We start from the raw sequence: 23048 nt of genomic DNA, 5'->3' as shown, positions 1-23048 counted from the left end.
GGTGTGTCCCTGGTGATCCGTCCCGCCGACGGGGTACAACTGGAGATATGGCACACACCCCCGGGACCGGATCCCGTCCTGACCATGCCTCCGCCGAACCGACCGCTGATCAGACCGCTGATCGTGTCGCCGCGGCACCTCCGGTGCCCGGGCGCCGGAGGACCCCGTTGCTGCGCGACGTGCTGGAGCTCCTCGAGGAGCTCTGGCCCGCCGCATTGGCTGAAGAATGGGACGCCGTGGGGCTGGTCTCCGGGCGCCGTGACCGACCGGTGGAGCTCATCCACTTCGCCGTGGACCCTGTCGCGGCTGTGGTGGAGGAGGCCTGCACCGCCCAGGCAGACCTGCTCATCACCCATCACCCGCTGCTGCTGCGACCGGTCCAGAGCGTCGAGGCCGGGACCTTCAAGGGAGAGATGATCCACCGCCTCATCGAATCAGGCTGTGGTCTGCTGACCGCCCATACCAACGGAGACTCCGCCGTGGGCGGAGTCAACGACGTGCTCGCTGAGATCCTCGGTCTGGAGGATGCGGTGCCCCTGCAGGCGGCCGCCGCCGGTCTCCAGGAGGAGGGCCTGGGACGCATCGGCTCCCTGCCCGCCGGCACGACCCTCGGGGATTTCGCCGCCACGGTGTTCTCCGTCCTGCCGTCGGTGGCCGGAGGCGTCCGTGTGGCCGGGGACCGGGACGCCTTCATCCAGCGGGTGGCCCTGTGCGGCGGGGCGGGCGACAGTCTGCTGCACGCTGCCCGTGAGGCGGAGGCCGACGTCTACATCACCGGGGATCTGCGCCATCACCCGGCCTCCGAGGCCCGCGAGGCTGTGCGCGGGGGCCGTCCCTTCCTCATCGACGTCTCCCACTTCGCCAGTGAGTGGCTCTGGCTGCCTGCAGCGGCGCATGCCCTGGACCGAGCCCTGAGCTATCGCGGATACGATGTGGAGGTCGCCGTCAGCGGCATCAACACCGACCCCTGGGACTTCGTGATCACTCCGGGGCGGTGACCCGGGTGAGGCGCAAGCCGCCGAGGGGCCGAGGCGGCGCGGCATCCACCCAGCGCGTGACAGGAGAGACGTGACCACTTTGATCATCGAGGCCGACGGCGGCAGCCGCGGCAATCCGGGCATCGCCGGAGCAGGAGCCCTCGTGCGGGACACCGAGGGGAGGATCCTGGCGACGAAGGCCACTCCGATCGGCCAAGCGTCCAACAACGTCGCCGAATACACCGGGCTCATCGACGGACTGACCCTGGTCCGTGAGATCGACCCGCAGGCTACAGTCGAGGTGCGGATGGACTCCAAGCTCGTGGTGGAGCAGATGAGCGGGCGGTGGAAGATCAAACACGCCGACATGAAGCGCCTGGCCCACCAGGCGGCACAGATCCTTCCGCTGATGAACGTGACCTTCACCTGGATCCCGAGGGCGAAGAACGGCGACGCCGATGCCCTCAGCAACGAGGCCATGGACGCCGCCGCGGCCGGGGTGGACTGGGACCCGGAGACCAGCAGGATCCAGCCGGCCTCCTGACCGTGCGGGCACGGCTGGGCAGCAGCGAGGCGGACCGGCCGTCGCTGCTCAGCACCTGCCGGTCAGCTCTGGTCGATCAGCGCCTGCCGATCAGCCCTGGTCGATGAGGTCCAGCTGGTGGGGCGTGCGGCCGGTCGCCGGGCGCACCTCCACCTGCCACCTCGTCGAGGCGAGCTCGGCGACGTCGTCGACGTGGCGCGGCTGGTGCTCGGCGCGCAGGGCCATGCCGCTGAGCACACCGCGGGCATGCTTGGCGAAGTGGGTCACCACCTTCCGTTCACCCTCGCGCTCGGTGAAGCTGTTGACCACTACTGTCTGCTGGGGATCCGATCGGAAGGCCGCCGCGTAACTGGAGGACCGGCAGTCCAGGACCAGCTGGTCGCCGATGAGGTCACGCAGCGGCTCGTCCAGAGCGCGCCGCCAATAGCTCCCGAGGCGACCGGGAGCCGGGCTGCCGTCCGTCGGCGACAGGTCGACGCCCATGGAGAGCCGATACGCCGGGATCCGGTCGGCGAAGGAGATCGCACCGAAGAGGCCGGAGAAGATCAGCACCTGCTCAGCGGCACGCGACGCGGCGACCGGCGGCAGCTCCGAGGCGCCGAGCGCGTCGAAGAGGACCCCGCTGTAGATCTCATGGGCCGGCGCCGCAGGGGCCTGCCAGAGCTCCTCGTTGCGCGCGACCTCCTCCATGACCCGGGCCCCGACCTTCAAGACCTTCTGGGCGTCCTGCTGTCGGCTCACCCGGATCAGCGCATCCATCACCGTCCTGCGCTGCTCCTCCAGGTCGGGCAGCGTGAGGGCGTCGAGGGCCACCGGGGCGGCCCCCTCGCGTGGCGGGGTCTTGCCTTCGGAAGGAGGGAGAAAGATCAGCACCGGAGCAGGCTACCAGCGCGGTGGTGTCCCCGGTGGTGTCCCCGGTGGTGTCCCCGGCGACGTCGGGACGGACGACGCTGTGCCTCAGAGCACCTGGGCCCCGGCACGCCGGAACGGTGCCGCGACCTCCCGGCGGGTTCGGGATGAGGAGATCCCGACCGGGAGCAGGGCGACCTCCGCACACTTCTGCACCAGAATCCGAAGCTGGTCCTCCAGCTCGGCCACAGCGGCCTGCGGCCGGCAGTGGACGCCTGCGCGCCCCACTGTGGGGCGCCCGTCGGAGAGGAGCAGCACACGACGATGCGGCGGATCGTCCTCGACCAGCAGGTCCTCGGCGAGTTCGAGTGCGGGGACCAGAGGCGTGCCCCCTCCAGCCGCCACCCGATGGACGGTCTGCCGGACACGGGACAGACTGGCGGTGCGGGAGACCAGCAGCCGCGGGACCGAGCCGGCGGCCAGGACCACGGACACCAGCCCTCGCCGCGACACTGCCGAGGAAACCTGCTCGTCGAGCATCGCCGCGGCGCGGGCCAGCCCGCCGGCACGCAATGAGGAGGACCCGTCCACGATCACCACGGTGTGCATTCCGCCGCGGCGGCGCCGCAGCGCACCCCGGAGATCGTCGCGTCGGACGGTGAGGGGGCGGTCCTCTTCAGGCGGCTCGTCGGCCGACGGACAGCCGACGGGCCCCGGGGCGGCCGATCCGGTCGGGCCGCCGACCGCCTCCGGGTGAGCGGCGCGCACCTCGGCCGCGTGGCGTCTGGCGGCCTGGCGAAGCGTCGCCCCGATGGCGATCACCCCGGCGGCGCGCTCCACCGGCACCTCACGGACCGTCGTCCCGCGGACCGTCGACAGGCTCCGTGGCCCGCCATGGCCCCGGTGGTGGTGTCGTGCCGGGGGCAGGCGAACCGGCGGACGGGATCCGGGATCGCTGCTCGAGGAAGGGCTTCGGGCGGCGACCTGGAGGTCCAGTTCGAGATGTTCGGCGTCCGGCTGCACCTGGCCCAGGTCGATGGTGAGAGGCTCGGTGTCGTCTCCGTGTGGTGGCCCGGACGGGCCCTCGGTGTCGAGACCGGCCGGGTTCCCGGGGGTGGCGACAGGCCCGGAGGGGAAGTCGGCGTCGGACGCCTGACCCTCGGACGCCTGACCCTCGGACGCCTCGTCCCCGGAGCCGTGGTCTGCGGAGCCGTGGTCTGCGGAGTCCGGGGAGTCCGGGGAGCCTGGGGAGCCCACGGCGGGGTCTGCGGCGTCGGTGGTTCCTCGGTCCTCGGCAGCTGGGCCGGCCTCCGGGGAGGCCCCATCCCCGGTCCCGCCGGCGGGCTGGTCTGTCCGTGTCTCCGTCTCTGCCTCCGTCTCTGCATCCGTCTCCGTATTGTCACCGGTCGTTCCCCGGGCCGCGTCCTCGGTCTCAGAGGCGGGACCTGCTTCGCCGTCCCCCTCCTCGCCGGCGTGCTGCGAGGCCGGATCGCCCTCACCGCAGGATGTGGAGTCCGCAGAGCCGCCTTCAGAGCCACCCTCGGAGCCATCCACGGACGACCTGCGGAGCACTTGACGTGGTGCGGCGACCACTCGATGCAGCACGGTCAGTGCCTGTTCCCGACCGACTTCGTCGCTCAAGGCCAGGGCCAGCCGGGTCGCGGTCGTGTCGAGCCCATGATCATGGCACCCGGCCTGAGACAGCAGCGCGACGACGTCGACGGTCAGGGCCTCGGAGGCACGAACAGGGTCGTGGACGATGTCCCGTCCAGTGTCGCGTCCAGTGTCGCGTCCAGTGGCTCGTTCGGTGGCCCCTTCAGTGACCGGTCGGTCGTCCGGTGTGGTGTCCTGTTCAGCGCCGCCGCTGTGCCTGCTGGGCGACGAGGACTCGCCGGTCTCTGCGATCTGAGGCCCGCTGCGCCAGGGCAGGGGAGGGTGGGGGAAATCGAGGACTGCAGTGCATCGCCGCAGCAAGGCCGGTGATACCTCGGTGATGTCAGCGGTTCGGACGAGAAGCCGCGACCCCTGCAGCGCGGCGAGCTCGTCACCGTTCATCGCCGCGGCGTGGCCACAGGAATGGTCGGCGGCCGCGCGCAGGCGGGCGAATGCCGCGTCGGCCAGCAGCGGATCCCCGGTGCAGAGCAGCCCGCACTGCACACCGGTCTCCCAGGCGGCCATCACCAGGTGCAGCGCGTCGTCTGCGGCGGACAGCGGATCACCCTCCAGCGCCGAGGCCAGCGCTGAGACGCGGAAGGGACGCCCATGAGCGGATGCGCCGCCTGGAGCCCGGGCGGGTGTCGGACCGGGACTCAGCAGACGTCTCATGCGGCACGCAGACCCAGCACGCGCGCCGCGCTGAGCCGCACCCGCGCTGCTGCCGTGGTGCTCCGATCTCCGGGGCGGGCGGGCGTGCGATGCTGCAGGGCCGGGACCGCGGCGAAGGCGACGTCTGTCAGGGAGGCCTCGTCACGGCCAGCCATGGCCGCCAGCGCGCGAGCGGTGCGGGCCAGCACGAGGTCCGCTCGGTGGCCGACGGCGCCCGACTCCACACAGACGTCGACGATGCGCTGAAGCACCCGCTCAGGGATCGACACCGTGTCCAGCCGTTCCCGGGCGGCGAGGATCCGGGCGGCGAGACGCATCTGGCTGTCGTGCCAGCGTCGGCCGAAGCCTTCCGGATCGGCATCATGCTCCAGCCGCCGGCGTACGATCTCCACCCGAAGTTTCGGATCGGTGATCGTCTGAACCTCGGTCGCCAGGCCGAAGCGGTCCTCCAGCTGGGGCCGAAGCTCTCCTTCCTCGGGGTTTCCGCTGCCGACCAGGACGAATCGTGCCGCATGCGTATGGCTGAGCCCGTCCCGCTCCACTCGGTTGACACCCGAGGCCGCGACGTCGAGCAGCACGTCCACCAGGAAGTCGTCGAGAAGATTGACCTCGTCGATGTAGAGGAATCCGCCGTCGGCATGGCTGAGGATGCCCGGTGCGAACGCGACCTCGCCGCGCAGCGCCTTGTCCACGTCGAGACTTCCGAGCACGCGATCCTCAGTGGCTCCCAGTGGCATCTCTGCCACGGGCATGTCGAGGCCCTGGCTGTGCAGCAGCTCGCCCAGGGCGCGGACCGTGGTGGTCTTCGCCGTCCCGCGGTCGCCGATGGCGAGGACCCCGGAGATCGTGGGGTCGACGGCACAGAGGAGCAGGCAGTTCTTCAGCTGGTCCTGGCCGAGCACGGCCGTGAAGGGAAACACAGAAGACGAACCTAGATCAATTGCGAACGATTCGCAAGAAAGGGTGGGTGCCGCCTCCAGCGGCACCTCCGAAGTCTGGGGAAAAACGAGTCAGTGGAGCGTGTGCGGCTGATACCCTCGCCAGCAGGAGAGTGCCTCGGCGCACGCGTCGGACCTGCGGCGACGGCGTCGCCTCGCCGGTGCGCCGGCCGGCCTCCCCGGTGCTGCAGGACGATGCGACGTCTGTGAACGACTCCCCACTGAAGAGGTACTGAACCGATGCTCGAGACACTGCTCGGGGCGAGCCTGTTCGTCCCCATCCTCGGCCTGATCCTGGTGATCCTGGTGGCGATCGGCGCGATCATCGCGCGGTATCGCATCGCCAAGCCCAACGAGGCGATCATCGTCTCGGGATCCGGCTCCCGCCGCAGCGGGGACTCCGGACTTCCGGCCACGCAGAAGATCGTCCAGGGCGGAGGCGTCTTCGTGCTGCCCTTCGTCCAGAAGGCGGACGCCATCTCGCTGGAGTCCCGGAAGGTCCTCCTGGAGACCGCCGCGATCACCCAGAACGGCATCAATCTTCATGTGGAGGCCGTCGCCCTGGTGAAAGTCGACGGCAAAGAGGACTCCATCCGGGCCGCCGCCCAGCGGTTCCTGGGGCAGCAGCAGGAGATCGAGCGGTTCACCAAGGACGTCCTCGAAGCCTCGCTCCGCTCCATCCTCGGCACCATGACCGTGGAACAGGTCAATCGGGAGCGCGAGGCCTTCGCCTCCCGAGCGCTGGACGAGTCCGAGTCGACCCTGACCAACCAGGGCCTGCTGCTCGACGCCTTCCAGATCCAAGGAATCCGGGACGACAACGACTACCTGGTCGACCTCGGACGCCCCGAGGCCGCCAAGGTCAAGCGCGACGCCGACATCGCCGAGGAGAACGCCCGGCGAGAGTCCGAACGAGCCCGCATCGCCGCTGAGCAGGAGATCCTCGAGTCCCAGCGTGAGCTGGACCTGCGCAACGCCACCATCCGGGAGGAGACCGACCAGGCTCAGGCCAAGGCCGCAGCCGCCGGCCCACGAGCAGAGGCCGAGTCCCAGCGAGCGGTGGTGGACCAGCAGCGGGAGACGGCCGAGCGTCGCGCCCAGCTGCGTGAGCAGGAGCTCGTGGCCGAAGTCCACAAGCAGGCAGACGCGGACCGCTACCGCGCCGAGCAGGAGGCGGAGGCCCGCCGAGTGGCCGAGGTCGCCGAGGCCCAGGCCGAGGCTGAGCGTGTCCGGCTCGGCGCCCAGGCCGACCTGGAGCGGCGGGAGAAGGAGGCCCGGGCGATCCGCCTCGAGGGTGAGGCCGAAGCTGCTGCCATCCGCGATCGGGGTCAGGCCGAGGCCACTGCGCTGCACGAGAAGGGCGAGGCCTACCGCAGCTTCGGGCAGGCCGCCATCATGGACCGCATCGTCGACTCGCTGCCGGAGATCGCCCGCGAGGCCGCCGCGCCGATGAGCAACATCGACACTCTGTCGGTGATCGATTCCGCCGGGGCCAACAAGGTCGTCACCAACGGCATCGACAACGTCAACCAGGCCGTGGAGCTGGTGAGCTCCACCCTGGGCATCGATTTCCGGGAGCTGGTGAAGAGCTTCACCGGCGACGAGGGGCCCACCGTCGGCGTCACGCGGGGGGACGCCGCCGCAGACGCCGCCGCAGACGCCGACGCAGACGGTGCTGCTGCGGGTGCTGGCAGTGCCGATGTCGGTGCCGATGAGGGGGGCGGCCCGCGCCAGGCCGCGGACAGCCCGACGGCCACCGACACCGCCGACGGTGCCACACCTGGGCGGGACTGACCGGGGCCGATGATGATCGGGTTCGTCGTCGTGGCCGTCGTCTTCACCGTCCTGACCGTGCTCGCCTTCTTCCTCGACGGACTGCTCGACTCGGTGCTGCCGGACCTCGGGGGTGACGGACTGCTGTCGTCGACGTCGTTGTGCGCCGCCGTGGCCGGCGGGGGATACGGCGGGTGGATGGGCTCTGGAGCCCTGGGCCTCGGTCCGGCCGGGAGCCTGCTGTTCGCGGGGGCGGCCGCCGTCGTCGTGCTCGCCGTCACCGGCTTCACCGTGCGCGCGGTGCGTGGTGCGGAGGCGCCGCAGGCCCGGCTCGAGGACGTCGTCGGGACCACCGGTCGCGCCCTCACCGGAGCTTCGGCCGGCGCGCCCTTCGAGTTCACCGTCGTGCATCACGGCCATCGGCTGAAGATCGCCGCCGTCGCAGCATATGACGTCGTGCAGGGTGAGGAGCTGACCGTGGAAGCGGTGCTCTCTCCCACCCGGCTGCAGGTCGCCCCTCGGACCTGAGCCCCGCCGGGGTGCCCTGGCCTCGGGAGAGAAGTGTCACCTCCACCAGGCGGGCGCCGCGGTCCGGGCTCGCACTGGCGTATCATGGAGCTGCAGGGACGGGTCGGCCGGGCCATCGCGCCGCCGCAAGGCCCCGACCGCACCAGGGTGTGCGGTCGGATAACTGCGGCGTCGAGGAACGTCCGGACTCCGCAGGGCAGGATGGTGGGTAACGCCCACTCGGGGAGACCCGCAGGCCAGTGCCACAGAGAACAGACCGCCCGCCGGAGACTCCGGTGTCCGATGCGGGTAAGGGTGAAACGGTGGTGTAAGAGACCACCAGCGCAGCAGGTGACTGCTGCGGCTCGGCAAACCCCATCCGGTGCAAGATCGAACAGGATGCGTCCTCAGGGCTGCCCGCCCGAGCATCCGGGTTGATCGCTCGAGGCCCGTGGTGACACGTGGTCCAGATGGATGATGGCCGCCGCGCATCGGGCGCGGCACAGAATCCGGCGTACAGGCCGGCCCGTCCCTCCTCGTCTCCGCCCCGTCCTCGCTTTGCGGACAGCCCTGCGACAGTGCGCTGCCTCACATGTGACGCCCGTCAGGGGTCGCGGTGACGTCACCTCCGCAGTGACGCTCTAGACTGGACCGCGGAACGCTTCGACGACGCACCGCGGTGAGGACGCCGACGGTGCGAGGCACTCCGCCCAAGACAACGACGTCTTCACGGAAGGAACACGACTGTGCCGCACCATGCTGACGAGCATCTCCAACAGTGGATCGACCGGGAATCGATGGCGGAGGCCATGATTCCGCTGATCGGTCGGCTCTACCGCGAGAACAACGTGGTGACCGGGATCCACGGCCGGAAACTTGTCAACCAGTCTGCGATCGACATCCTCAAGGCGCACCGGTTCGCCCGTCAGGTCGACGAGACCGAGCTCCCCATCTCCGAGACGCTTCCACTCGTCGAGGCGCTGACGGCTCTGGACCTCGGGGCGGCGAGCGTGGACATCGCCCGGCTGAACTCCCGGTTCAAGAAGTCCGGTTCGACCGATCTTGACGCGTTCCTCCGCCAGGAGCTCTCTGAGGTCGTCGGGCGCAAAGGGCAGGGCGGCTCGGAGCCACGCGACGTCGTGCTCTACGGCTTCGGGCGCATCGGACGCCTGCTGGCCCGCATCCTGGTCGGCCGGGCCTCCTCGGCCTCCGGACTGCGGCTTCGGGCGATCGTGGTCCGGCGCGGGTCGGAGAACGACCTCGCCAAGCGCGCCTCTCTGCTCCGTCGAGACTCGGTGCACGGCCCCTTCGCCGGTTCGATCCGTCTCGACGAGCAGAACCAGGCGATCATCGCCAACGGCACCTGGATCAAGGTCATCTATGCCGACGATCCTGCCGCGGTGGACTACACCGCCCACGGCATCCAGGATGCCGTGGTGGTGGACAACACCGGTCGGTGGCGTGACGAGGAGGGTCTGAGCCAGCACCTGCGCGCCCCGGGCGTGTCTCGCGTGCTGCTGACCGCCCCCGGGAAGGGCGACATCAAGAACATCGTCTTCGGCGTCAATCAGGAGGACATCGCCGAAGGGGACCGCATCCTTTCTGCGGCATCCTGCACGACCAACGCCATCACCCCGGTGGCGAAGCTGATGCATGAGGCCTATGGGATCGACCATGGGCATGTGGAGACGGTCCACTCCTACACCAACGATCAGAACCTCATCGACAACTTCCACAAGGGTGAGCGGCGCGGGCGCTCGGCGGCGCTGAACATGGTGCTGACCGAGACGGGAGCGGCCAAGGCCGTGGCCAAGGCCCTGCCGGAACTGACCGGCAAGCTTTCGGGCAGCGCGATCCGGGTGCCCACTCCGGATGTGTCGATGGCGATCCTGAACCTCGAGCTGCACCGTCAGACCAGCAAGGAGGAGCTCAACCGCTATCTGCGCCGCGAATCGTTGGAGGGTCCCCTGCACAAGCAGGTGGACTACATCGACTCGGCGGAGGTCGTGTCCACTGACTTCGTGGGAACCCGTGCGGCCGGGATCGTCGACGGTCTCGCCACGATCGTCAACGGCAGTCAGGCGATCCTCTACGTCTGGTACGACAATGAGTTCGGGTACTCCGCCCAGGTCATCCGGACACTGGAGAAGATGACCGATGCGGCACCGGTGAAGTATCCCCGAGTGGAGGAGCTCTCCGCCTCCATCCTCTGAGATGCGGCGGCGTCAGCATGTTTGAGCTGTGCTGGTGGCGCGGCCGAGCCGACGGACCCCACCGCGACCACCCAGGACGGTCGACGGATGATCATGCACGACGAGGAAGGCCCCGACCCCAGGAGACCTGGAGGGCGGGGCCTTCGTCTGTCAGCGGCGGCGGATCTCAGCCGCGCGTGAGCTTACGGTGGGTGACCCGGTGCGGGCGGGCCGCCTCCGGTCCCAGTCGTTCGACCTTGTTGTTCTCGTAGGATTCGAAGTTGCCCTCGAACCAGTACCAGCGGGCCGGATCCTCATCGCTGCCCTCCCACGCGAGGATGTGGGTGGCGACCCGGTCGAGGAACCAGCGGTCGTGGGAGATCACGACAGCACATCCGGGGAACTCCAGCAGGGCGTTCTCCAGGGAGCCCAGTGTCTCGACGTCGAGGTCGTTGGTCGGCTCGTCCAGGAGCAGCAGGTTGCCGCCCTGCTTGAGGGTCAGTGCGAGGTTCAGCCGGTTGCGCTCTCCTCCGGAGAGCACCCCCGCCTTCTTCTGCTGATCCGGACCCTTGAAGCCGAAGGCGGAGACGTAGGCGCGCGAAGGGACCTCGGTGTTGCCGACCTTGATGTAGTCCAGGCCGTCGGAGACCACCTCCCACAGGGACTTCTCCGGGTCGATGCCGGCCCGGGACTGGTCGACATAGGAGATCTTCACCGACTCACCGACGGTGAGGTTCCCTCCGTCGAGCTCTTCGAAGCCGACGATGGACTTGAACAGGGTGGACTTGCCGACGCCGTTGGGCCCGATGACCCCGACGATGCCGTTGCGGGGCAGCGAGAATGAGAGCCCCTCGATCAGCCGACGGTCGCCGAAGCCCTTCTGCAGGTTCTCCGCCTCGATGACCTGGGTTCCCAGGCGCGGGCCGGGTGGGATCTGGATCTCTTCGAAGTCGAGCTTCTTGGTGCGTTCAGCCTCGGCGGCCATCTCCTCGTAGCGGGCCAGACGAGCCTTCGACTTGGCCTGGCGACCCTTGGCGTTGGAGCGGACCCATTCGAGCTCATCGGCGAGACGACGTGCCATCTTGGCGTCCTTCTTGCCCTGGATCTCCAGGCGGGCACGCTTCTTCTCCAGGTAGGTCGAGTAGTTGCCCTCGTAGGGGTAGAGGCGACCGCGATCGACCTCACAGATCCACTGGGCGACGTGGTCGAGGAAATAGCGATCGTGAGTGACCGCCAGAACCGCGCCCTCGTAGTCTGCCAGGTGCTGCTCGAGCCACAGCACCGACTCCGCATCCAGGTGGTTCGTTGGCTCGTCGAGGAGCAGCAGGTCCGGCTTCGACAGCAGGAGTTTGCACAGGGCCACACGCCGCCGCTCACCGCCGGAGAGGTGGCTCACCGGCTCGTCCCCCGGAGGGCAGCGCAGTGCGTCCATGGCCTGCTCCAGCTGGGAGTCCAGGTCCCAGGCGTTGGCGGCGTCGATCGTCTCCTGGAGCTTGCCCATCTCCTCCATGAGAGCCTCGAAGTCGGCGTCAGGATTCGCCATCTCCTCGGAGATCTCGTTGTACCGCTGAAGCTTGCTGTAGATCTCGCCCACGCCCTCCTGGACGTTGCCGAGCACCGTCTTCTCCTCGTTCAGCGGCGGTTCCTGCAGCAGGATGCCGACGGAGTATCCCGGGGAGAGCCGTGCCTCACCGTTGGAGGGCTGGTCGAGGCCCGCCATGATCTTCAGGATCGTGGACTTTCCTGCCCCGTTGGGGCCCACGACGCCGATCTTCGCTCCTGGGTAGAACGACATCGTGACGTCGTCGAGGATGACCTTGTCGCCCACCTTCTTGCGGGCCTTGACCATGGTGTAAATGAACTCTGCCATGATCCCCAGGCTAGTCGGCTTCGGTGCAGTTCGCCCAATGGACGGCCGCTGCCGGGTCAGCATGGCGGTGAATGGCTCAGAACGGGGCCTCGGTGCTGGGGGAGTCCGAGAGGTCGGCGTCCCAGGAGGTGGCAGCTGAGGCGGTTGACCCGGCTGACCCGGCTGACCCCGCAGGGGACGTCGGATCGTCCCCTGCCGGGGTGCCGAGGTCGGATCCCGTGGCGTCGGACGCGCCCTGCGGGTCTTCTGCCGGTGCCGTGGGCGACGGTGCCGATCCCCCTCCGGATGACGGCTCGGAGGCCGGGCCTCCCAGCCGGGTGAACGAGCCGGTGCCGAAGGTCAGGTCATGGCCGAGTCCCTCCGCTTCGATCTCCACGGCGGTGCCGCGCTGGCCGGTGTCATTGGTCCACTGGCGCACCTTCAGGCGCCCGGTGACCAGGACCGGGTCACCCTTGGAGAGGGTGGTGCGGGCATTCTGCGCCAGGGCACGGAAACAGGTGACGGTGAACCAGTTCGTGTCACCGTCGACCCATTCCCCCCGTTCCCTGTCGAAACGGCGGGGCGTGGAGGCCAGACGGAAGGTGGAGATCGGCAGGCCCTTCTCCGTGGTGATGGTCCGCACGTCATTGCCGATGAATCCGCGGACGGTGACGGTCTCGCTCATGGTGTCCTCCTGGGGTGTGGCCGGCTGATCCGGGTCGGGTCACGTGCTGGTCCGGGAGGGATCCAGCGGAACCAGTCTGCGCGGCGGGGAACCGGCGGACGAGGGGACCGTGGGCGTCTGTGGAGCCGGCGGCGTGTCGCGCACCCGTCGGAGTCGCTTGTGGAGGAACAGACTCGGTAGACTGATGGATCGGACTGGACGGGTCCGGCGCACCGCGTCGCGCACGCCAGGTGCTCGAGACCCCCGCCAGTGCCAGCCTCGGTAGCTCAGGGGATAGAGCAGCGGCCTTCTAATCCGCCGGTCGGGGGTTCGAATCCCTCCCGGGGCGCTTGACGCGTTCACAGAAGTTGCAGGTGGCCGCCGTGATGACGGCGGCCTCATTGCTGTACCTGGTGCACTCGCTGCTCCGCTTCCGGAGCTTCGAGGCCAAGGGATACGACCTCGGAATATTCGACCAGGCGGTCCGCCAGTATGCGTTGTTCAACGCGCCGATCGTGCCGGTCAAGGGTGAGGACTTCCACCTACTCGGGGACCACTTCCATCCGATCATCGCCGCGTTGGCGCCGCTCTACTGGATCTGGGACGATCCGCGCACGCTCAACATCGCCATGACCGGCCTGCTCGTCTCCACCGCGTTCCCGGTCTACCTGGTGGCGCGCGGCTGGTTCGGGCACCGCAGCGCGCTCCTCAGTGCGGCCGCTCTGCTGCTGTTCTGGCCGTTCCAGGCGATCATCAATTGGGACTTCCATGAGATCGCCTTCGGTGTCCCGCTCATCGCCTGGGTCATCTGGTCGATCGAACGGCGCCGTCCTTGGCTGGCCGTGGGGCTCTCCTGCGTGCTGCTGCTGGTCCGGGAGGACCTCGGGGTCACTCTGGTGGCCATCGCCATCGTGCTGGCCCTGCGGCGGTGGTGGCTGCCCGCGGCCTCCACCGCGGTGCTGGGCGTGGCCGGGTACTGGTTCGCCACTGAAGTGGTGATCCCCCACTTCTCCCCGGCAGGGGAGTTCGGCTACTGGGAGTTCACCGCGCTGGGCGCCTCGGCGGGCGCGGCGATCGTCTTCATGCTCACCCAGCCCTGGAACGCCGCCGTCATCCTGGTCGACCACCCGTTGAAGGTCGGACTCTGGCTGCTGCACTTCCTCCCGCTGTGGCTGCTGCCCTTCGCCTCGCCGTACGTGATCCTCGGCGCACCCATCCTGCTCTCCCGCCTGTTCAATGATCGGCTCAACGTCTGGGCGCCGGTCTACCAGTACGACGCGATCCTTGCGCCGGTGTTCCTGCTCGCGGGCCTGGACGTGGTACGGCGCATCGCAGCTCGCACTGCTCCGCAGACCGGCCGGCGTCTGGCGATCGCCCTGCCCTCGACGGTGCTGCTGGTGGGTCTGATCGGCACGCTGTTCTTCCCCCAGGTCTTCCCCCTGCAACGCACGCTGACCGCTGACAATTGGGGAATGTCCGATCGCGCGCACGCCCACCAGCGCGCCGTGGAGGCGGTTCCGGACGGGGTGTGTGTGGAGGCGGCCGACACTGCGGTGCCCCATCTGGTGGACCGCACCCGGGTCGGGCTCAACGGCACGACCGACGTGGAGCGGCTGAGTTGGCTGATCATCGATGACCGGGTCGAGGAGCTCGGCGGCTCGAATCCGCTCACTCCCGACGAAGCCTTCGTACGAGCCGACCGCCTCGGCTTCACACCGGTGATCCAGGACGACGAGGGGCTGTGGGTCTTCAGTCGTGAGCTCGACGACGACGTCGACGGCGCCGGCTGTGCGGACTATCTCGCCCGCTGAGACGATGATCAGACGGCCGGGCCCGGCCCCACCGAGTACGGCGGCCGAGCTGACTCACAGCCCACCAGGGGCCTCGCTCAGGCACAATGGAGACAGCGACGCCGCCCATGCCCGGATGGCCTCGTCGAGACCCGCATCAGCCGCCCATGGAGATCTGCCCATGCTCAGCACCACCACACTTCCCTGCGGAGGCACCCAAGCGCTGCGCATCGTGATGGTGAGCCTGCACACCTCACCGCTGGCACAGGCCGGGGCCGGTGATGCAGGAGGACTCAACGTCTATGTGAACGCCCTGTCCCGGGCCCTGCGCAGCGCCGGGGTCTGCATCGATCTGGTGACCACAGGCGACCAGCCCGACCATGTGCGGGAGCTCGCCGACGGACGACGAGTCCATCAGCTCCAGGTCGGTGGCGGAGGAGACAAGAACAGCCTGGTGGACCAGGCCGACTCCTTGGCTGCGCGGGCGCTGCGCAGCCTGACCGCCGTCGACCCCGCGCCGGTGACCACCGTCCACTCCCATTACTGGATCTCCGGACTGGCCGGGATGACCATGGCTCGTCGGCTCCGGGCTCCGCTGGTGCACACGATGCACACGATCGGGGCCATCAAGCAGGAATGCGATCCTCGTACTGCTGAGGACCCCCGGCGCGATGCCGCCGAGGCCCGGATCGCGCGGGCTGCCGGCATGCTGACCGCCAACACCACCGGCGAACGCGACGACCTGGTCCGGCTCTTCGGCGTGCCGCCCTCCGGAGTGGCCCTGGTGCGTCCCGGAGTGGACCTGAGCACCTTCTATCCTCCCTCAGGGGAGGATCCTCGTGGACGCCTGGAGGGCCGCCCACTCCGGCTCACGTTCGCCGGCCGCCTGCAGCCCCACAAGGGTCCGCAGGTGGCGGTCGCCGCCCTGGGAGAGCTCCGACGGACCATGCCTGACACGCCGGTCGAGCTCACTGTAGCCGGACGGCAGAGCGGTCAGGACGCCCTGGACATCGCTGAGCTCGCCGCCGCGCACGGGGTCGAGGATCTGGTGCGCACCACCGAGCCGCTGCCCCATCCGCAGCTGGCCAGCCTGTTCCGGGAGAGCGACGCGGTGCTGATGCCCTCCTACAGTGAGTCCTTCGGACTGGTGGCACTGGAGGCCATGGCCTGTGGCACTCCGGTGCTCGCCCATGACGTGGGGGGACTCTCCGAGCTCGTCAGACACCGACGCACCGGCCGTCTGGTGGAGTCTTTGGACCCGGCCGCCTGGGCTGAGGAGATGCGCTGGTTGGTGCTGCACCGGCGCGCCTGGTCCCGGTACAGCGTCACTGCTGCCGCGCTGGCGGAGGAGTACTCGTGGGCGGCCACTGCGACAGCTGGTCGACGCCTCTACTGCAGCCTCCTGGCGGTCTCGGTCTGAGACCGAGGGCCGAAGTGCCGGCCAGTCGGACCGTCACGAAGGAACATGCCCGCCGGGTGCCCTGACCAGAAGAGGCCCTGGCCTCTTCCCCAGGTCATCGGGTGAAGTAGCGTGAGGCCCAGGCGCTCCCGTATTTCCGGTCAAGCTGCCGCTGCGTGCGAGAGCTGCGCACCATAGAGCGTTGGATGCGTTCCTGGATCCGTGGCTTGAGGCCGTGGGGCCGGCGCACCATGCCCTCCTGAGCCACAGTGGCCACCAGCGTGCCCTCACGGGTGTAGATCGCGCCGGCACCGAGCCCGCGGGAGCTCTGCGCGCTGGGGCTGTGCTGGACATAGAGCAGCCACTGGTCGGCGGCCGCGTCGCGGTGCCACCACATGGCGTGGTCCAGGGAGGCCACCTTGATCCCGGGCTTCGCCCAGTAGAGATCATGCCGACGCAGAATGGGCTCCAGCAGGGTGTAGTCCGAGGCATAGAGGATCGCGGCACGGTGGATGCTGGGGTCCTCGGGCAGCGGGGCACGAGCGCGCATCCACACCGCGTTGGAGGCGCGAGGCGCCGGATCCCCCTCCAGATAGATGGGCCGGTCCACATGACGGATCTCGAAGGGCCGACCGTGCCCCCATTCCTGCATGATCGGGTGCTTCACATGGCCGACCAGTTCATGCGGCGCGGCCAGCTCTTCGGGCGGCGGAACATCCAGCGGCATCTGCTGCTGGTGGGAGGGACCGGGGGAGGGCCGTTGGAAGGAGGCGATCATCGACAGGATCGGACGGCCGTCCTGATAGGCCTGGCTGCGTCGGGCGGAGAACGAACCGCCGTCGCGGAGACGCTCCACACCGATCTCCAACGGTTTGGTGGCGTCGCCGGGCCGCAGGAAGTAGCCGTGCACCGAATGGATGACACGCTCAGGGTCCACCGTGCGCATGGCGGCGATCGCGGACTGGGCGAGCACCTGGCCGCCGAAGACTCTCCAGAAGGCCTGGTCGAACACGGGTCCGCGGAATCGCTCCTCGCCGGCACCTGCTTCGTCAGCCGCTTCCAGCGGTTGGACCTCCAGCATGCCCACCAGGCGTTCGACGGCCTCGGCGGGGGTGGGGACGCGGTACGGTCGTTCAGCCATGGGGCCACTCTATCCAGAGCCGCCCGTCCCAGGGGCACAGCGGGCCGCGACCTGTACCGGTTGACCTGTCCGGGCGCCTCGACGCTCACTGCACGCCTGCGGCTGGTGTGACGCGACCCTCATCTGTGACGGACACCCGGTGTCATAGTCGGGGCCTGCCGGACTGTCGGGGGATCCCCCAGTGGGACAATGTGGAGTATGACCAGCTCTTCACCCCGCAGCACGCCTCAGCCCTCCCCTGCGTCCTCCGGTGGCACGCCGACGGAAGCCGAGGAGCTGCGTTTCGCGGAAGCCGTGGCTCTGCAGGATCTGAGCACGTACATCCGTCGAGCGCGCAGGATCCAGGAGCAGGGCATCAGGCTGCAGGCGATCGGATCGGTGCTCGCCGCCTGGGTCCCGGTGATGACGCCGGGTTCGCTGGTCGGCCGACTGCCGGCCGTGCTGGGGCTGCGCACCATGGCGCTGGCCGAGCCGTCGTCGGCCGATGTCACGGCGGAGCTGAGTTCGATCACCGAACGCCTGGCGCGGTTGAACCCCGCCGAGACGGTGCTGCCGTTGCCGCCCAGCCGTCTCTCGGTGCCGTGGGCCGCGGTGACTCCGCCTCGCTCAGGATGGGAGCCGCTGGGCGAGATCGACGACGACGACATCCGCACCGCCGCTGAGCGAGGCATCGCAGAGATCGCCGAGACGGTTCCGGACACCGCAGGGGCCGCTGTCGTGGAGCAGGTCCGTGAACGCGTCTGGGGGCGAGATCTGGCCGAGCTGGCCGCTCGCGACGGCGGAACGGCCGCTCCGCAGGTGCCTGCGGGCGCCGCCTTCGGAGCCCACGCACTGAACTTCCTGGCCGCTCGGGGGACCCGGGGGCGGACTACGATCCACGCGCGGGGCCGGTGGCTGCGGCTCAGCTCGGCCGGGGGATTCATCCTCTGCCGACGGTCGGGGCTCTGAGCTCCTGCGCTCAGGGAGGGGACAGAGCAGCGGTGACCGTTCGCGCGAGCCCAGGATTCAGCTGTTGACCATGGAGTGGGCGGCCCGCTCCAGGTAGTCCCACAGGATCTCCTCGTGGAGCGGGGAGAGCTCCGCGGCCTCCACGGCACGGCGCATGTACCGCAGCCAGGTGTCGCGTGCGGCGGCGTCGACGCGGAAAGGCATATGGCGCATGCGCAGCCGCGGGTGGCCCCGTTCGGCCTGGTAGGTCCGGGGCCCTCCCCAGTACTGTTCGAGGAACATCAGCAGGCGCCGCTTGGCCGGCTCCAGATCCTCCTCCGGGTACAGGGACCGAAAGTCCGGGTCCTCGGCCACCTGCGCATAGAAGACGTCCACGATCTTCTGGAACGTCTCGTGACCGCCCACCTCGTCGAAGAAGCTCTTCTGCTCCGGCGAGGGGGAGCTGTCTCCCACCGGCCGGCCGTCGGGCGCGGGCAGATAGCCCATGTCTGCGCCACCACGCTGCGGCGCCGGCTGTGCTGCCGACCGATCGCTCGTCGGCTGCGCGGCGTCTCCCCCCGACCGGCCCTCGGTGCCGTGCTGGGCCTCGCCGCTGTGCTCGTTCTTCCCAGGGAGCCCGCTGACCTGCGAGGGGGCCTTGCCCACCGGCTTCAGCGTGGCGATCGGGGCGCCGAGCCTTCGGGAGAATGCGGGCCGGGCCCCATCGTCGGCGGGGCCCGGGGCCTCGGGGGCCCCGACGCTCGGATCCATCGGCTCGTGGGTGACCGGAAAGTTCACGCTGCGGGCGATGAAGCACCGCTGCGCGGCCTCCGCGTGGAGCGCATCGGCCTGCTGGCGCTGAGAGTCGTCGGCGAGTGTGACCACCGGGCGCAGCACCGCGGCGGTGATCTCTCCGGAGCCGTCGCTGTGCACGCGGAGCTCCGCGGTGCCGCGCACGGTCATCGCAGTGACCACCAGGCCCGCACCGGCCGCCGCGTGCAGATAGGACAGCGTGTGGCACTGCGCGAGAGCGGCCAGCAGCATCTGCTCGGGATTCCACCGTTCGGCGTCGCCGTGGAAGGCCCGGGCGGCCGAGCCGGTCAGCGGAGGGGGCGGCTCCAGACCGCGGGCCTGCTCCCGGTCGCTGAGAACAGCGGTGACGGTGTGCTCACGCCGATAGCCGCGCGGACCGGTGGTGCCGCCGTCGGCGTCGCTCCAGGTGACCTCCACCCGAAAGCTGTGCTGGTCGATCTGCATGCTCTCCTCATCCGTGGTCGCTCTCCCTTCACGATACCGTTCCGCCGCCGCGGGTCTCCCCATGGAGCGCATCCGTGGCGCACCTTCACGGGCGCACCTTCACGGGGGCACCTTCACGGGCTCCCGTTCAGGGGCCCGCATTCAGGGCCGGACCGATTCCCCCATAGGATGGCCTCGGCGCCTCAGCACCTGCTGGAGTCGCCGAGCCGACCGCCACCTGACAGTCCCGAGAGGAACACCGCCTGACATGCGCGTCCACATCGCCACAGACCACGCCGGCATGGAGCTCTCCGCCCACCTGGTGACGCACCTCAGCGCCCAGGGCTACGAGATGATCGACCACGGACCTCAGGAGTACGACGCGCTCGACGACTACCCGGGGTTCTGCCTGCGGGCTGCCGAGGCTGTGGCCCAGGAGCGCCGTGACGGACTGGATTCCCTGGGCATCGTTCTCGGGGGCTCCGGCAACGGCGAACAGATCGCGGCCAACAAGGTCCGCGGGATCCGGGCGGCCCTGGCGTGGAACCTGGACACCGCGCGACTGGCCCGCGAGCACAACGACGCCAACGTCGTCGCCCTCGGCGGCCGCCAGCACAGCGCAGAGGAGGCGACCGAGATCGTGGAGGCCTTCCTCACCGGCCGGTGGGCTGAGGAGGAGCGGCACGCGCGCCGGATCGGCAAGATCGCCCGGTACGAGGAGACCGGCGAGATCGTCGACTGATCGTCACCGGTCATCCACCGTCATGCCTGAAGGCCACACCCTTCATCGGCTCGCGCACCAGATCGCGGCGCTCTTCGTGGGTCGCCAGTGGAAGGTCAGCTCTCCCCAGGGGCGGTTCGCCGCGGGTGCGACGCTGCTGGACGCGCGCGTGCCGGCGCATGCAGAAGCCTGGGGCAAGCACCTCTTCGTCCATGTCGACGATCGCGTCTGGCAGGTGCACCTCGGTCTCTACGGGGCGTTCAGCTTCCGGGGCGACGAGACCTTCGGCGGAGCCGCGACTCTCGGTGCTCCCCGGGCCGCGGGGCAGTCCTGGGAGATCCGGTATGACGACGACGGCTGGATCGTCCCCACGGTGCCGGAGGGGGCCGTCCGTGCCCGTATCCGCTCCCGCCACGGATGGGCCGATCTGCGAGGACCCGCCACATGTGCGGTGCTCACGCCTCAGGAACACCAGCGGATCATCGCGCGGCTCGGTCCCGACCCGCTGCGTCAGCCCCGGGACGTGATCCTCGACGAGAACGTCGAGGAGTTCGCCCGTCGGCTGGCTCGACGCCGGGTCCCGCTCGGAGCCGCCCTGATGGACCAGGCGGTGATCGCCGGTGTGGGGAACATCTACCGGGCGGAGTCGCTGTTCCTGGAGCGCCTCGACCCCTGGTCTCCTGCCCGGGACGTGCCCGGTGAGGCCATCGGTTCCCTGTGGTGCCGGCTCACCGCACAGCTGCGTGACGGGGTCCGTGACGGCGTGATCCGGACCCTGAAACCCGAGGATGAGGAGATGCTCTCATCTGCCGACGGACGCCGACACTGGGTCTACCGCCAGCAGGACACGCCGTGTCTGCGCTGTTCAACACCGCTGGCGGCGCGCGAGCTGCAGGGGCGGACCCTGTACTGGTGTCCCGGGTGCCAGCGCTGACTCCGTAGGCTGGCGGAGGAGGGTGACAGGGAGTGGAGAGGCAGGGGAGTGGAGAGGCAGGGGAGACGGAGGGTGTGCGCCAGTCACACCGTCCGCTGGGCGCAGTGTCTGCGGCCGGAATGCGTGTGAGCAGTCCGAGTCCCGTAGAATCACTCCCGACCCCGTCGAGGGGTCGGATGTGTCCTGCCCGTGGCCGGTGACGCCGGCCGATCCGTGAGGAGAACCGTTCCACGTGTCCGAGAACGCTGTGTCCGAGAAGATCACCATCACGATCGACGGCGAGGCCACCGGCATCGCGCGGGGCACCACCGGGACCACCCTCTTCGCGGAGCAGCCGACCACTGTGGTGATGCGAGTCGACGGCGAGCTCTGGGACCTGTCGCGTGAGATCCCCGCCGGCGCCGTCGTCGAGCCTGTCGACATCACCGAGCAGGACGGTCTCGACGTGCTGCGGCACTCGACCGCCCATGTCATGGCCCAGGCCGTCCAACAGCTCTTTCCCGGCGCCAAGCTCGGCATCGGACCGTACATCACGGACGGCTTCTACTTCGACTTCGACGTCGAGGAACCGTTCACGCCGGAGGATCTGAAGAAGATCGAGAAGGCGATGCAGAAGATCGTGAAGTCCGGCCAGACCTTCGAACGTGAGGTGGTCGACCTTGCCGACGCCACACGGCAGATGGCCGAGGAGCCCTACAAGCTCGAGCTGCTGGGGGCCTCGAGCGGGGACGCCACGGCTGACGGAGCGGATGTGGAGGTCGGCGGGGACGTCATCACGATCTACCACAACGTGGACCGCAAGGGTCAGCGGGTCTGGGCCGACCTCTGCCGCGGCCCCCACCTGCCGAACACCAAGCTGATCGCCAACGGGTATGCAGTCATGCGTGCGGCCGGGGCCTATTGGCGGGGCAAGGAGACGAACCCGCAGCTGCAGCGTCTCTACGGCACTGCGTGGCCCACCAAGGATGATCTGAAGGACTATCAGGACCGCCTGGCCGAGGCCGAGCGGCGCGACCACCGACGGCTCGGCCGCGAGCTGGACCTGTTCAGCTTCCCCGAGGAGATCGGCTCCGGTCTCTCCGTCTGGCACCCCAAGGGCGGGCTGGTGCGCGGGATCATGGAGCAGCACGCCCGTGCGCGCCACCTGGAGTCCGGGTACACCTATGTCTACACGCCGCACATCTCCAAGGCGGATCTGTTCGCGACCTCCGGGCACCTGGCCAACTACCAGGACGACATGTGGCCTGCCATCCACATGGACGAGGAGCGCGACGACGAGGGCAACATCACCAAGCAGGGTCAGGACTACTTCCTGAAGCCCATGAACTGCCCCATGCACATCCTCATCTACAAGGAGCGGGGGCGCAGCTATCGGGAGCTGCCGCTAAGGCTGGCGGAGAACGGGACCGTCTACCGCAACGAGCGCTCCGGGGCCCTGCATGGGCTCACCCGTGTGCGCGGTTTCACCCAGGACGACGCGCACCTGTTCGTGCGGCAGGACCAGCTGGAGGAGGAGATCACCAAGGTCGTCGAGTTCGTGGTCTCGCTGCTGCGGGACTTCGGCCTGGAGCAGTTCGAGCTGGAGCTCTCCATGCGCGACGAGGAGAAGGACAAGTGGGTCGGATCCGACCAGTTCTGGGAGGATGCGACCCAGGCGCTGCGCAACGTGGCGGTGAACTCCGGGCTGAAGCTCACCGAGATCCCGGGCGAGGCCGCGTTCTACGGGCCGAAGATCGATCTGAAGGTCACCGACGCCATCGGGCGGCAGTGGCAGCTCTCCACGGTGCAGGTCGACCCGAATCTGCCGGAGCGCTTCGGCCTGGAGTATGCCGCCGAGGACGGAACCCGTCAGCGCCCGATCATGATTCACCGGGCCCTCTTCGGATCGATCGAGCGGTTCTTCGCGATCCTGTTGGAGCACTACGCCGGAGCCTTCCCGGCCTGGCTGGCTCCTGTGCAGGTGCGAGGCATCCCGGTGGCCGAGCCGTTCAACGACTACCTCGGTGAGGTCATCGACCGACTGAAGGCCGCTGGGGTGCGTGCGGAGCTGGAGGATGGCACCGATCGGTTCCCGAAGAAGATCCGCACCGCCTCGAAGGACAAGATCCCGTTCGTGCTCATCGCCGGAGGTGAGGACGCCGAGGCCGGCGCGGTGTCCTTCCGCTTCCGTGACGGCAGCCAGGACAATCAGGTCCCCGTCGAGGAGGCCGTGACGCGGATCCTGAAGGCCATCGAGGACCGTCAGGTCTGAGCCCCTCGTGGTGGATCGGGAGCGCGACTTC

At 69.1% G+C, this 23048-nt stretch carries 18 protein-coding genes, 1 tRNA gene, 1 other RNA gene and 1 pseudogene; 13 read left to right on the top strand and 8 right to left on the bottom strand.

The genetic code is table 11. From position 1 onward, the window contains the following. Positions 1-47 precede the first annotated feature (47 nt). Both ACYVKI_RS05505 and ACYVKI_RS05500 read left to right on the top strand, forming a co-directional pair. Positions 48-998 carry a Nif3-like dinuclear metal center hexameric protein gene (locus ACYVKI_RS05505; protein ID WP_460689297.1) on the top strand — a complete coding sequence of 317 codons (951 nt, stop codon included), beginning with the start codon at positions 48-50 and terminating at the stop codon, positions 996-998. A gap of 70 nt (positions 999-1068) precedes the next feature. Then, entirely contained in the window at positions 1069-1521 is a 453-nt protein-coding gene (locus ACYVKI_RS05500; protein ID WP_460689296.1) for a reverse transcriptase-like protein, read from the top strand. Positions 1522-1611: 90 nt separating this feature from the next. On the opposite strand, the gene ACYVKI_RS05495 is transcribed toward ACYVKI_RS05500, so the two are convergent. The 3 genes from ACYVKI_RS05495 to ACYVKI_RS05485 form a co-directional block, all read right to left on the bottom strand. After that, a complete protein-coding gene (locus ACYVKI_RS05495; RefSeq protein WP_460689295.1) occupies positions 1612-2394 on the bottom strand; it encodes a YaaA family protein in 783 nt (260 codons plus the stop codon). An 84-nt stretch (positions 2395-2478) separates the two neighbouring features. Further along, positions 2479-4695 carry a VWA domain-containing protein gene (locus ACYVKI_RS05490; RefSeq protein WP_460689294.1) on the bottom strand — a complete coding sequence of 739 codons (2217 nt, stop codon included), beginning with the start codon at positions 4693-4695 and terminating at the stop codon, positions 2479-2481. Further along, on the bottom strand, positions 4692-5615 hold the full coding sequence (locus tag ACYVKI_RS05485) for an ATP-binding protein (protein WP_460689293.1): 924 nt from the start codon (positions 5613-5615) through the stop codon (positions 4692-4694). The genes ACYVKI_RS05490 and ACYVKI_RS05485 overlap by 4 nt, the downstream gene beginning before the upstream one ends. A 258-nt stretch (positions 5616-5873) precedes the next feature. Here ACYVKI_RS05485 and ACYVKI_RS05480 point away from each other — a divergent pair, with 258 nt between their 5' ends. The 4 genes from ACYVKI_RS05480 to ACYVKI_RS05465 all read left to right on the top strand — a co-directional run bounded on the left by ACYVKI_RS05480 (position 5874) and on the right by ACYVKI_RS05465 (position 10126). Continuing rightward, complete coding sequence (locus tag ACYVKI_RS05480) at positions 5874-7427, top strand: flotillin family protein (RefSeq protein ID WP_460689292.1); 1554 nt, start codon at positions 5874-5876, stop codon at positions 7425-7427. A gap of 9 nt (positions 7428-7436) precedes the next feature. After that, positions 7437-7934 carry a hypothetical protein gene (locus tag ACYVKI_RS05475; protein ID WP_460689291.1) on the top strand — a complete coding sequence of 166 codons (498 nt, stop codon included), beginning with the start codon at positions 7437-7439 and terminating at the stop codon, positions 7932-7934. A 99-nt stretch (positions 7935-8033) separates the two neighbouring features. Then, an RNA gene (gene rnpB, locus ACYVKI_RS05470) (RNase P RNA component class A) lies at positions 8034-8446 on the top strand. Positions 8447-8659: 213 nt separating this feature from the next. Next, positions 8660-10126, top strand: a complete 1467-nt coding sequence (locus ACYVKI_RS05465; protein WP_460689290.1) for a glyceraldehyde-3-phosphate dehydrogenase — start codon at positions 8660-8662, stop codon at positions 10124-10126. Positions 10127-10292: 166 nt separating this feature from the next. On the opposite strand, the gene ettA is transcribed toward ACYVKI_RS05465, so the two are convergent. Next, on the bottom strand, positions 10293-11975 hold the full coding sequence (gene ettA / locus ACYVKI_RS05460; RefSeq protein WP_460689289.1) for an energy-dependent translational throttle protein EttA: 1683 nt from the start codon (positions 11973-11975) through the stop codon (positions 10293-10295). 76 nt (positions 11976-12051) lie between these two features. Next, positions 12052-12639: a single-stranded DNA-binding protein gene (locus tag ACYVKI_RS05455; protein WP_460689288.1), complete on the bottom strand. Its 588-nt coding sequence runs from the start codon at positions 12637-12639 to the stop codon at positions 12052-12054. 255 nt (positions 12640-12894) lie between these two features. Between ACYVKI_RS05455 and ACYVKI_RS05450 the strand changes: the two genes are divergently transcribed. The 3 genes from ACYVKI_RS05450 (at position 12895) to ACYVKI_RS05440 (ending at position 15828) form a co-directional block, all read left to right on the top strand. Then, positions 12895-12967, top strand: a tRNA-Arg gene (locus ACYVKI_RS05450). Between the two features lies 1 nt (position 12968). Beyond that, a complete protein-coding gene (locus tag ACYVKI_RS05445) occupies positions 12969-14429 on the top strand; it encodes a DUF2079 domain-containing protein (RefSeq protein WP_460689287.1) in 1461 nt (486 codons plus the stop codon). A 160-nt stretch (positions 14430-14589) separates the two neighbouring features. Then, a complete protein-coding gene (locus ACYVKI_RS05440) occupies positions 14590-15828 on the top strand; it encodes a glycosyltransferase (RefSeq protein ID WP_460689286.1) in 1239 nt (412 codons plus the stop codon). Positions 15829-15922: 94 nt separating this feature from the next. Here the strand turns inward: ACYVKI_RS05440 and ACYVKI_RS05435 are convergent, their stop codons facing one another. Next, positions 15923-16948, bottom strand: coding sequence for an acyl-CoA thioesterase (locus ACYVKI_RS05435; RefSeq protein WP_460689285.1), 1026 nt, complete (start codon positions 16946-16948; stop codon positions 15923-15925). Between the two features lie 198 nt (positions 16949-17146). On the opposite strand from ACYVKI_RS05435, the gene ACYVKI_RS05430 reads away from it, so the two are divergent. Next, a complete protein-coding gene (locus ACYVKI_RS05430; RefSeq protein ID WP_460689284.1) occupies positions 17147-17896 on the top strand; it encodes a hypothetical protein in 750 nt (249 codons plus the stop codon). A gap of 57 nt (positions 17897-17953) precedes the next feature. Here ACYVKI_RS05430 and ACYVKI_RS05425 read toward each other — a convergent pair whose 3' ends face one another. Next, positions 17954-18382, bottom strand: a complete 429-nt coding sequence (locus ACYVKI_RS05425; RefSeq protein WP_460689416.1) for a globin — start codon at positions 18380-18382, stop codon at positions 17954-17956. 282 nt (positions 18383-18664) lie between these two features. Then, positions 18665-19132, bottom strand: a pseudogene (locus ACYVKI_RS05420) (OsmC family protein); the annotation flags it as partial. Positions 19133-19379: 247 nt separating this feature from the next. Here ACYVKI_RS05420 and ACYVKI_RS05415 point away from each other — a divergent pair. From ACYVKI_RS05415 to thrS, 3 genes are all read left to right on the top strand, one after another. Continuing rightward, entirely contained in the window at positions 19380-19853 is a 474-nt protein-coding gene (locus tag ACYVKI_RS05415; RefSeq protein ID WP_460689283.1) for a ribose-5-phosphate isomerase, read from the top strand. Positions 19854-19875: 22 nt separating this feature from the next. Then, entirely contained in the window at positions 19876-20766 is an 891-nt protein-coding gene (locus ACYVKI_RS05410) for an Fpg/Nei family DNA glycosylase (RefSeq protein ID WP_460689282.1), read from the top strand. 232 nt (positions 20767-20998) lie between these two features. After that, on the top strand, positions 20999-23017 hold the full coding sequence (thrS, locus tag ACYVKI_RS05405) for a threonine--tRNA ligase (RefSeq protein WP_460689281.1): 2019 nt from the start codon (positions 20999-21001) through the stop codon (positions 23015-23017). Positions 23018-23048: the final 31 nt, after the last annotated feature.

Source organism: Nesterenkonia suensis (assembly GCF_054782935.1).
The sequence above is the reverse complement of the archived record's forward strand: the minus strand, read 5'-3'. Positions and strand labels throughout refer to the sequence as shown.

Bases quoted from the DNA above. Each gene is read 5' to 3' on its own strand.
- ACYVKI_RS05505 (WP_460689297.1), top strand. From the start codon at position 48: ATGGCACACACCCCCGGGACCGGATCCCGTCCTGACCATGCCTCCGCC.
- ACYVKI_RS05490 (WP_460689294.1), bottom strand. From the start codon at position 4,695: ATGAGACGTCTGCTGAGTCCCGGTCCGACACCCGCCCGGGCTCCAGGC.
- ACYVKI_RS05480 (WP_460689292.1), top strand. From the start codon at position 5,874: ATGCTCGAGACACTGCTCGGGGCGAGCCTGTTCGTCCCCATCCTCGGC.
- ACYVKI_RS05475 (WP_460689291.1), top strand. From the start codon at position 7,437: ATGATGATCGGGTTCGTCGTCGTGGCCGTCGTCTTCACCGTCCTGACC.
- ettA (WP_460689289.1), bottom strand. From the start codon at position 11,975: ATGGCAGAGTTCATTTACACCATGGTCAAGGCCCGCAAGAAGGTGGGC.
- ACYVKI_RS05455 (WP_460689288.1), bottom strand. From the start codon at position 12,639: ATGAGCGAGACCGTCACCGTCCGCGGATTCATCGGCAATGACGTGCGG.
- ACYVKI_RS05440 (WP_460689286.1), top strand. From the start codon at position 14,590: ATGCTCAGCACCACCACACTTCCCTGCGGAGGCACCCAAGCGCTGCGC.
- ACYVKI_RS05435 (WP_460689285.1), bottom strand. From the start codon at position 16,948: ATGGCTGAACGACCGTACCGCGTCCCCACCCCCGCCGAGGCCGTCGAA.
- ACYVKI_RS05430 (WP_460689284.1), top strand. From the start codon at position 17,147: ATGACCAGCTCTTCACCCCGCAGCACGCCTCAGCCCTCCCCTGCGTCC.
- ACYVKI_RS05425 (WP_460689416.1), bottom strand. From the start codon at position 18,382: ATGGGCTATCTGCCCGCGCCCGACGGCCGGCCGGTGGGAGACAGCTCC.
- ACYVKI_RS05415 (WP_460689283.1), top strand. From the start codon at position 19,380: ATGCGCGTCCACATCGCCACAGACCACGCCGGCATGGAGCTCTCCGCC.
- ACYVKI_RS05410 (WP_460689282.1), top strand. From the start codon at position 19,876: ATGCCTGAAGGCCACACCCTTCATCGGCTCGCGCACCAGATCGCGGCG.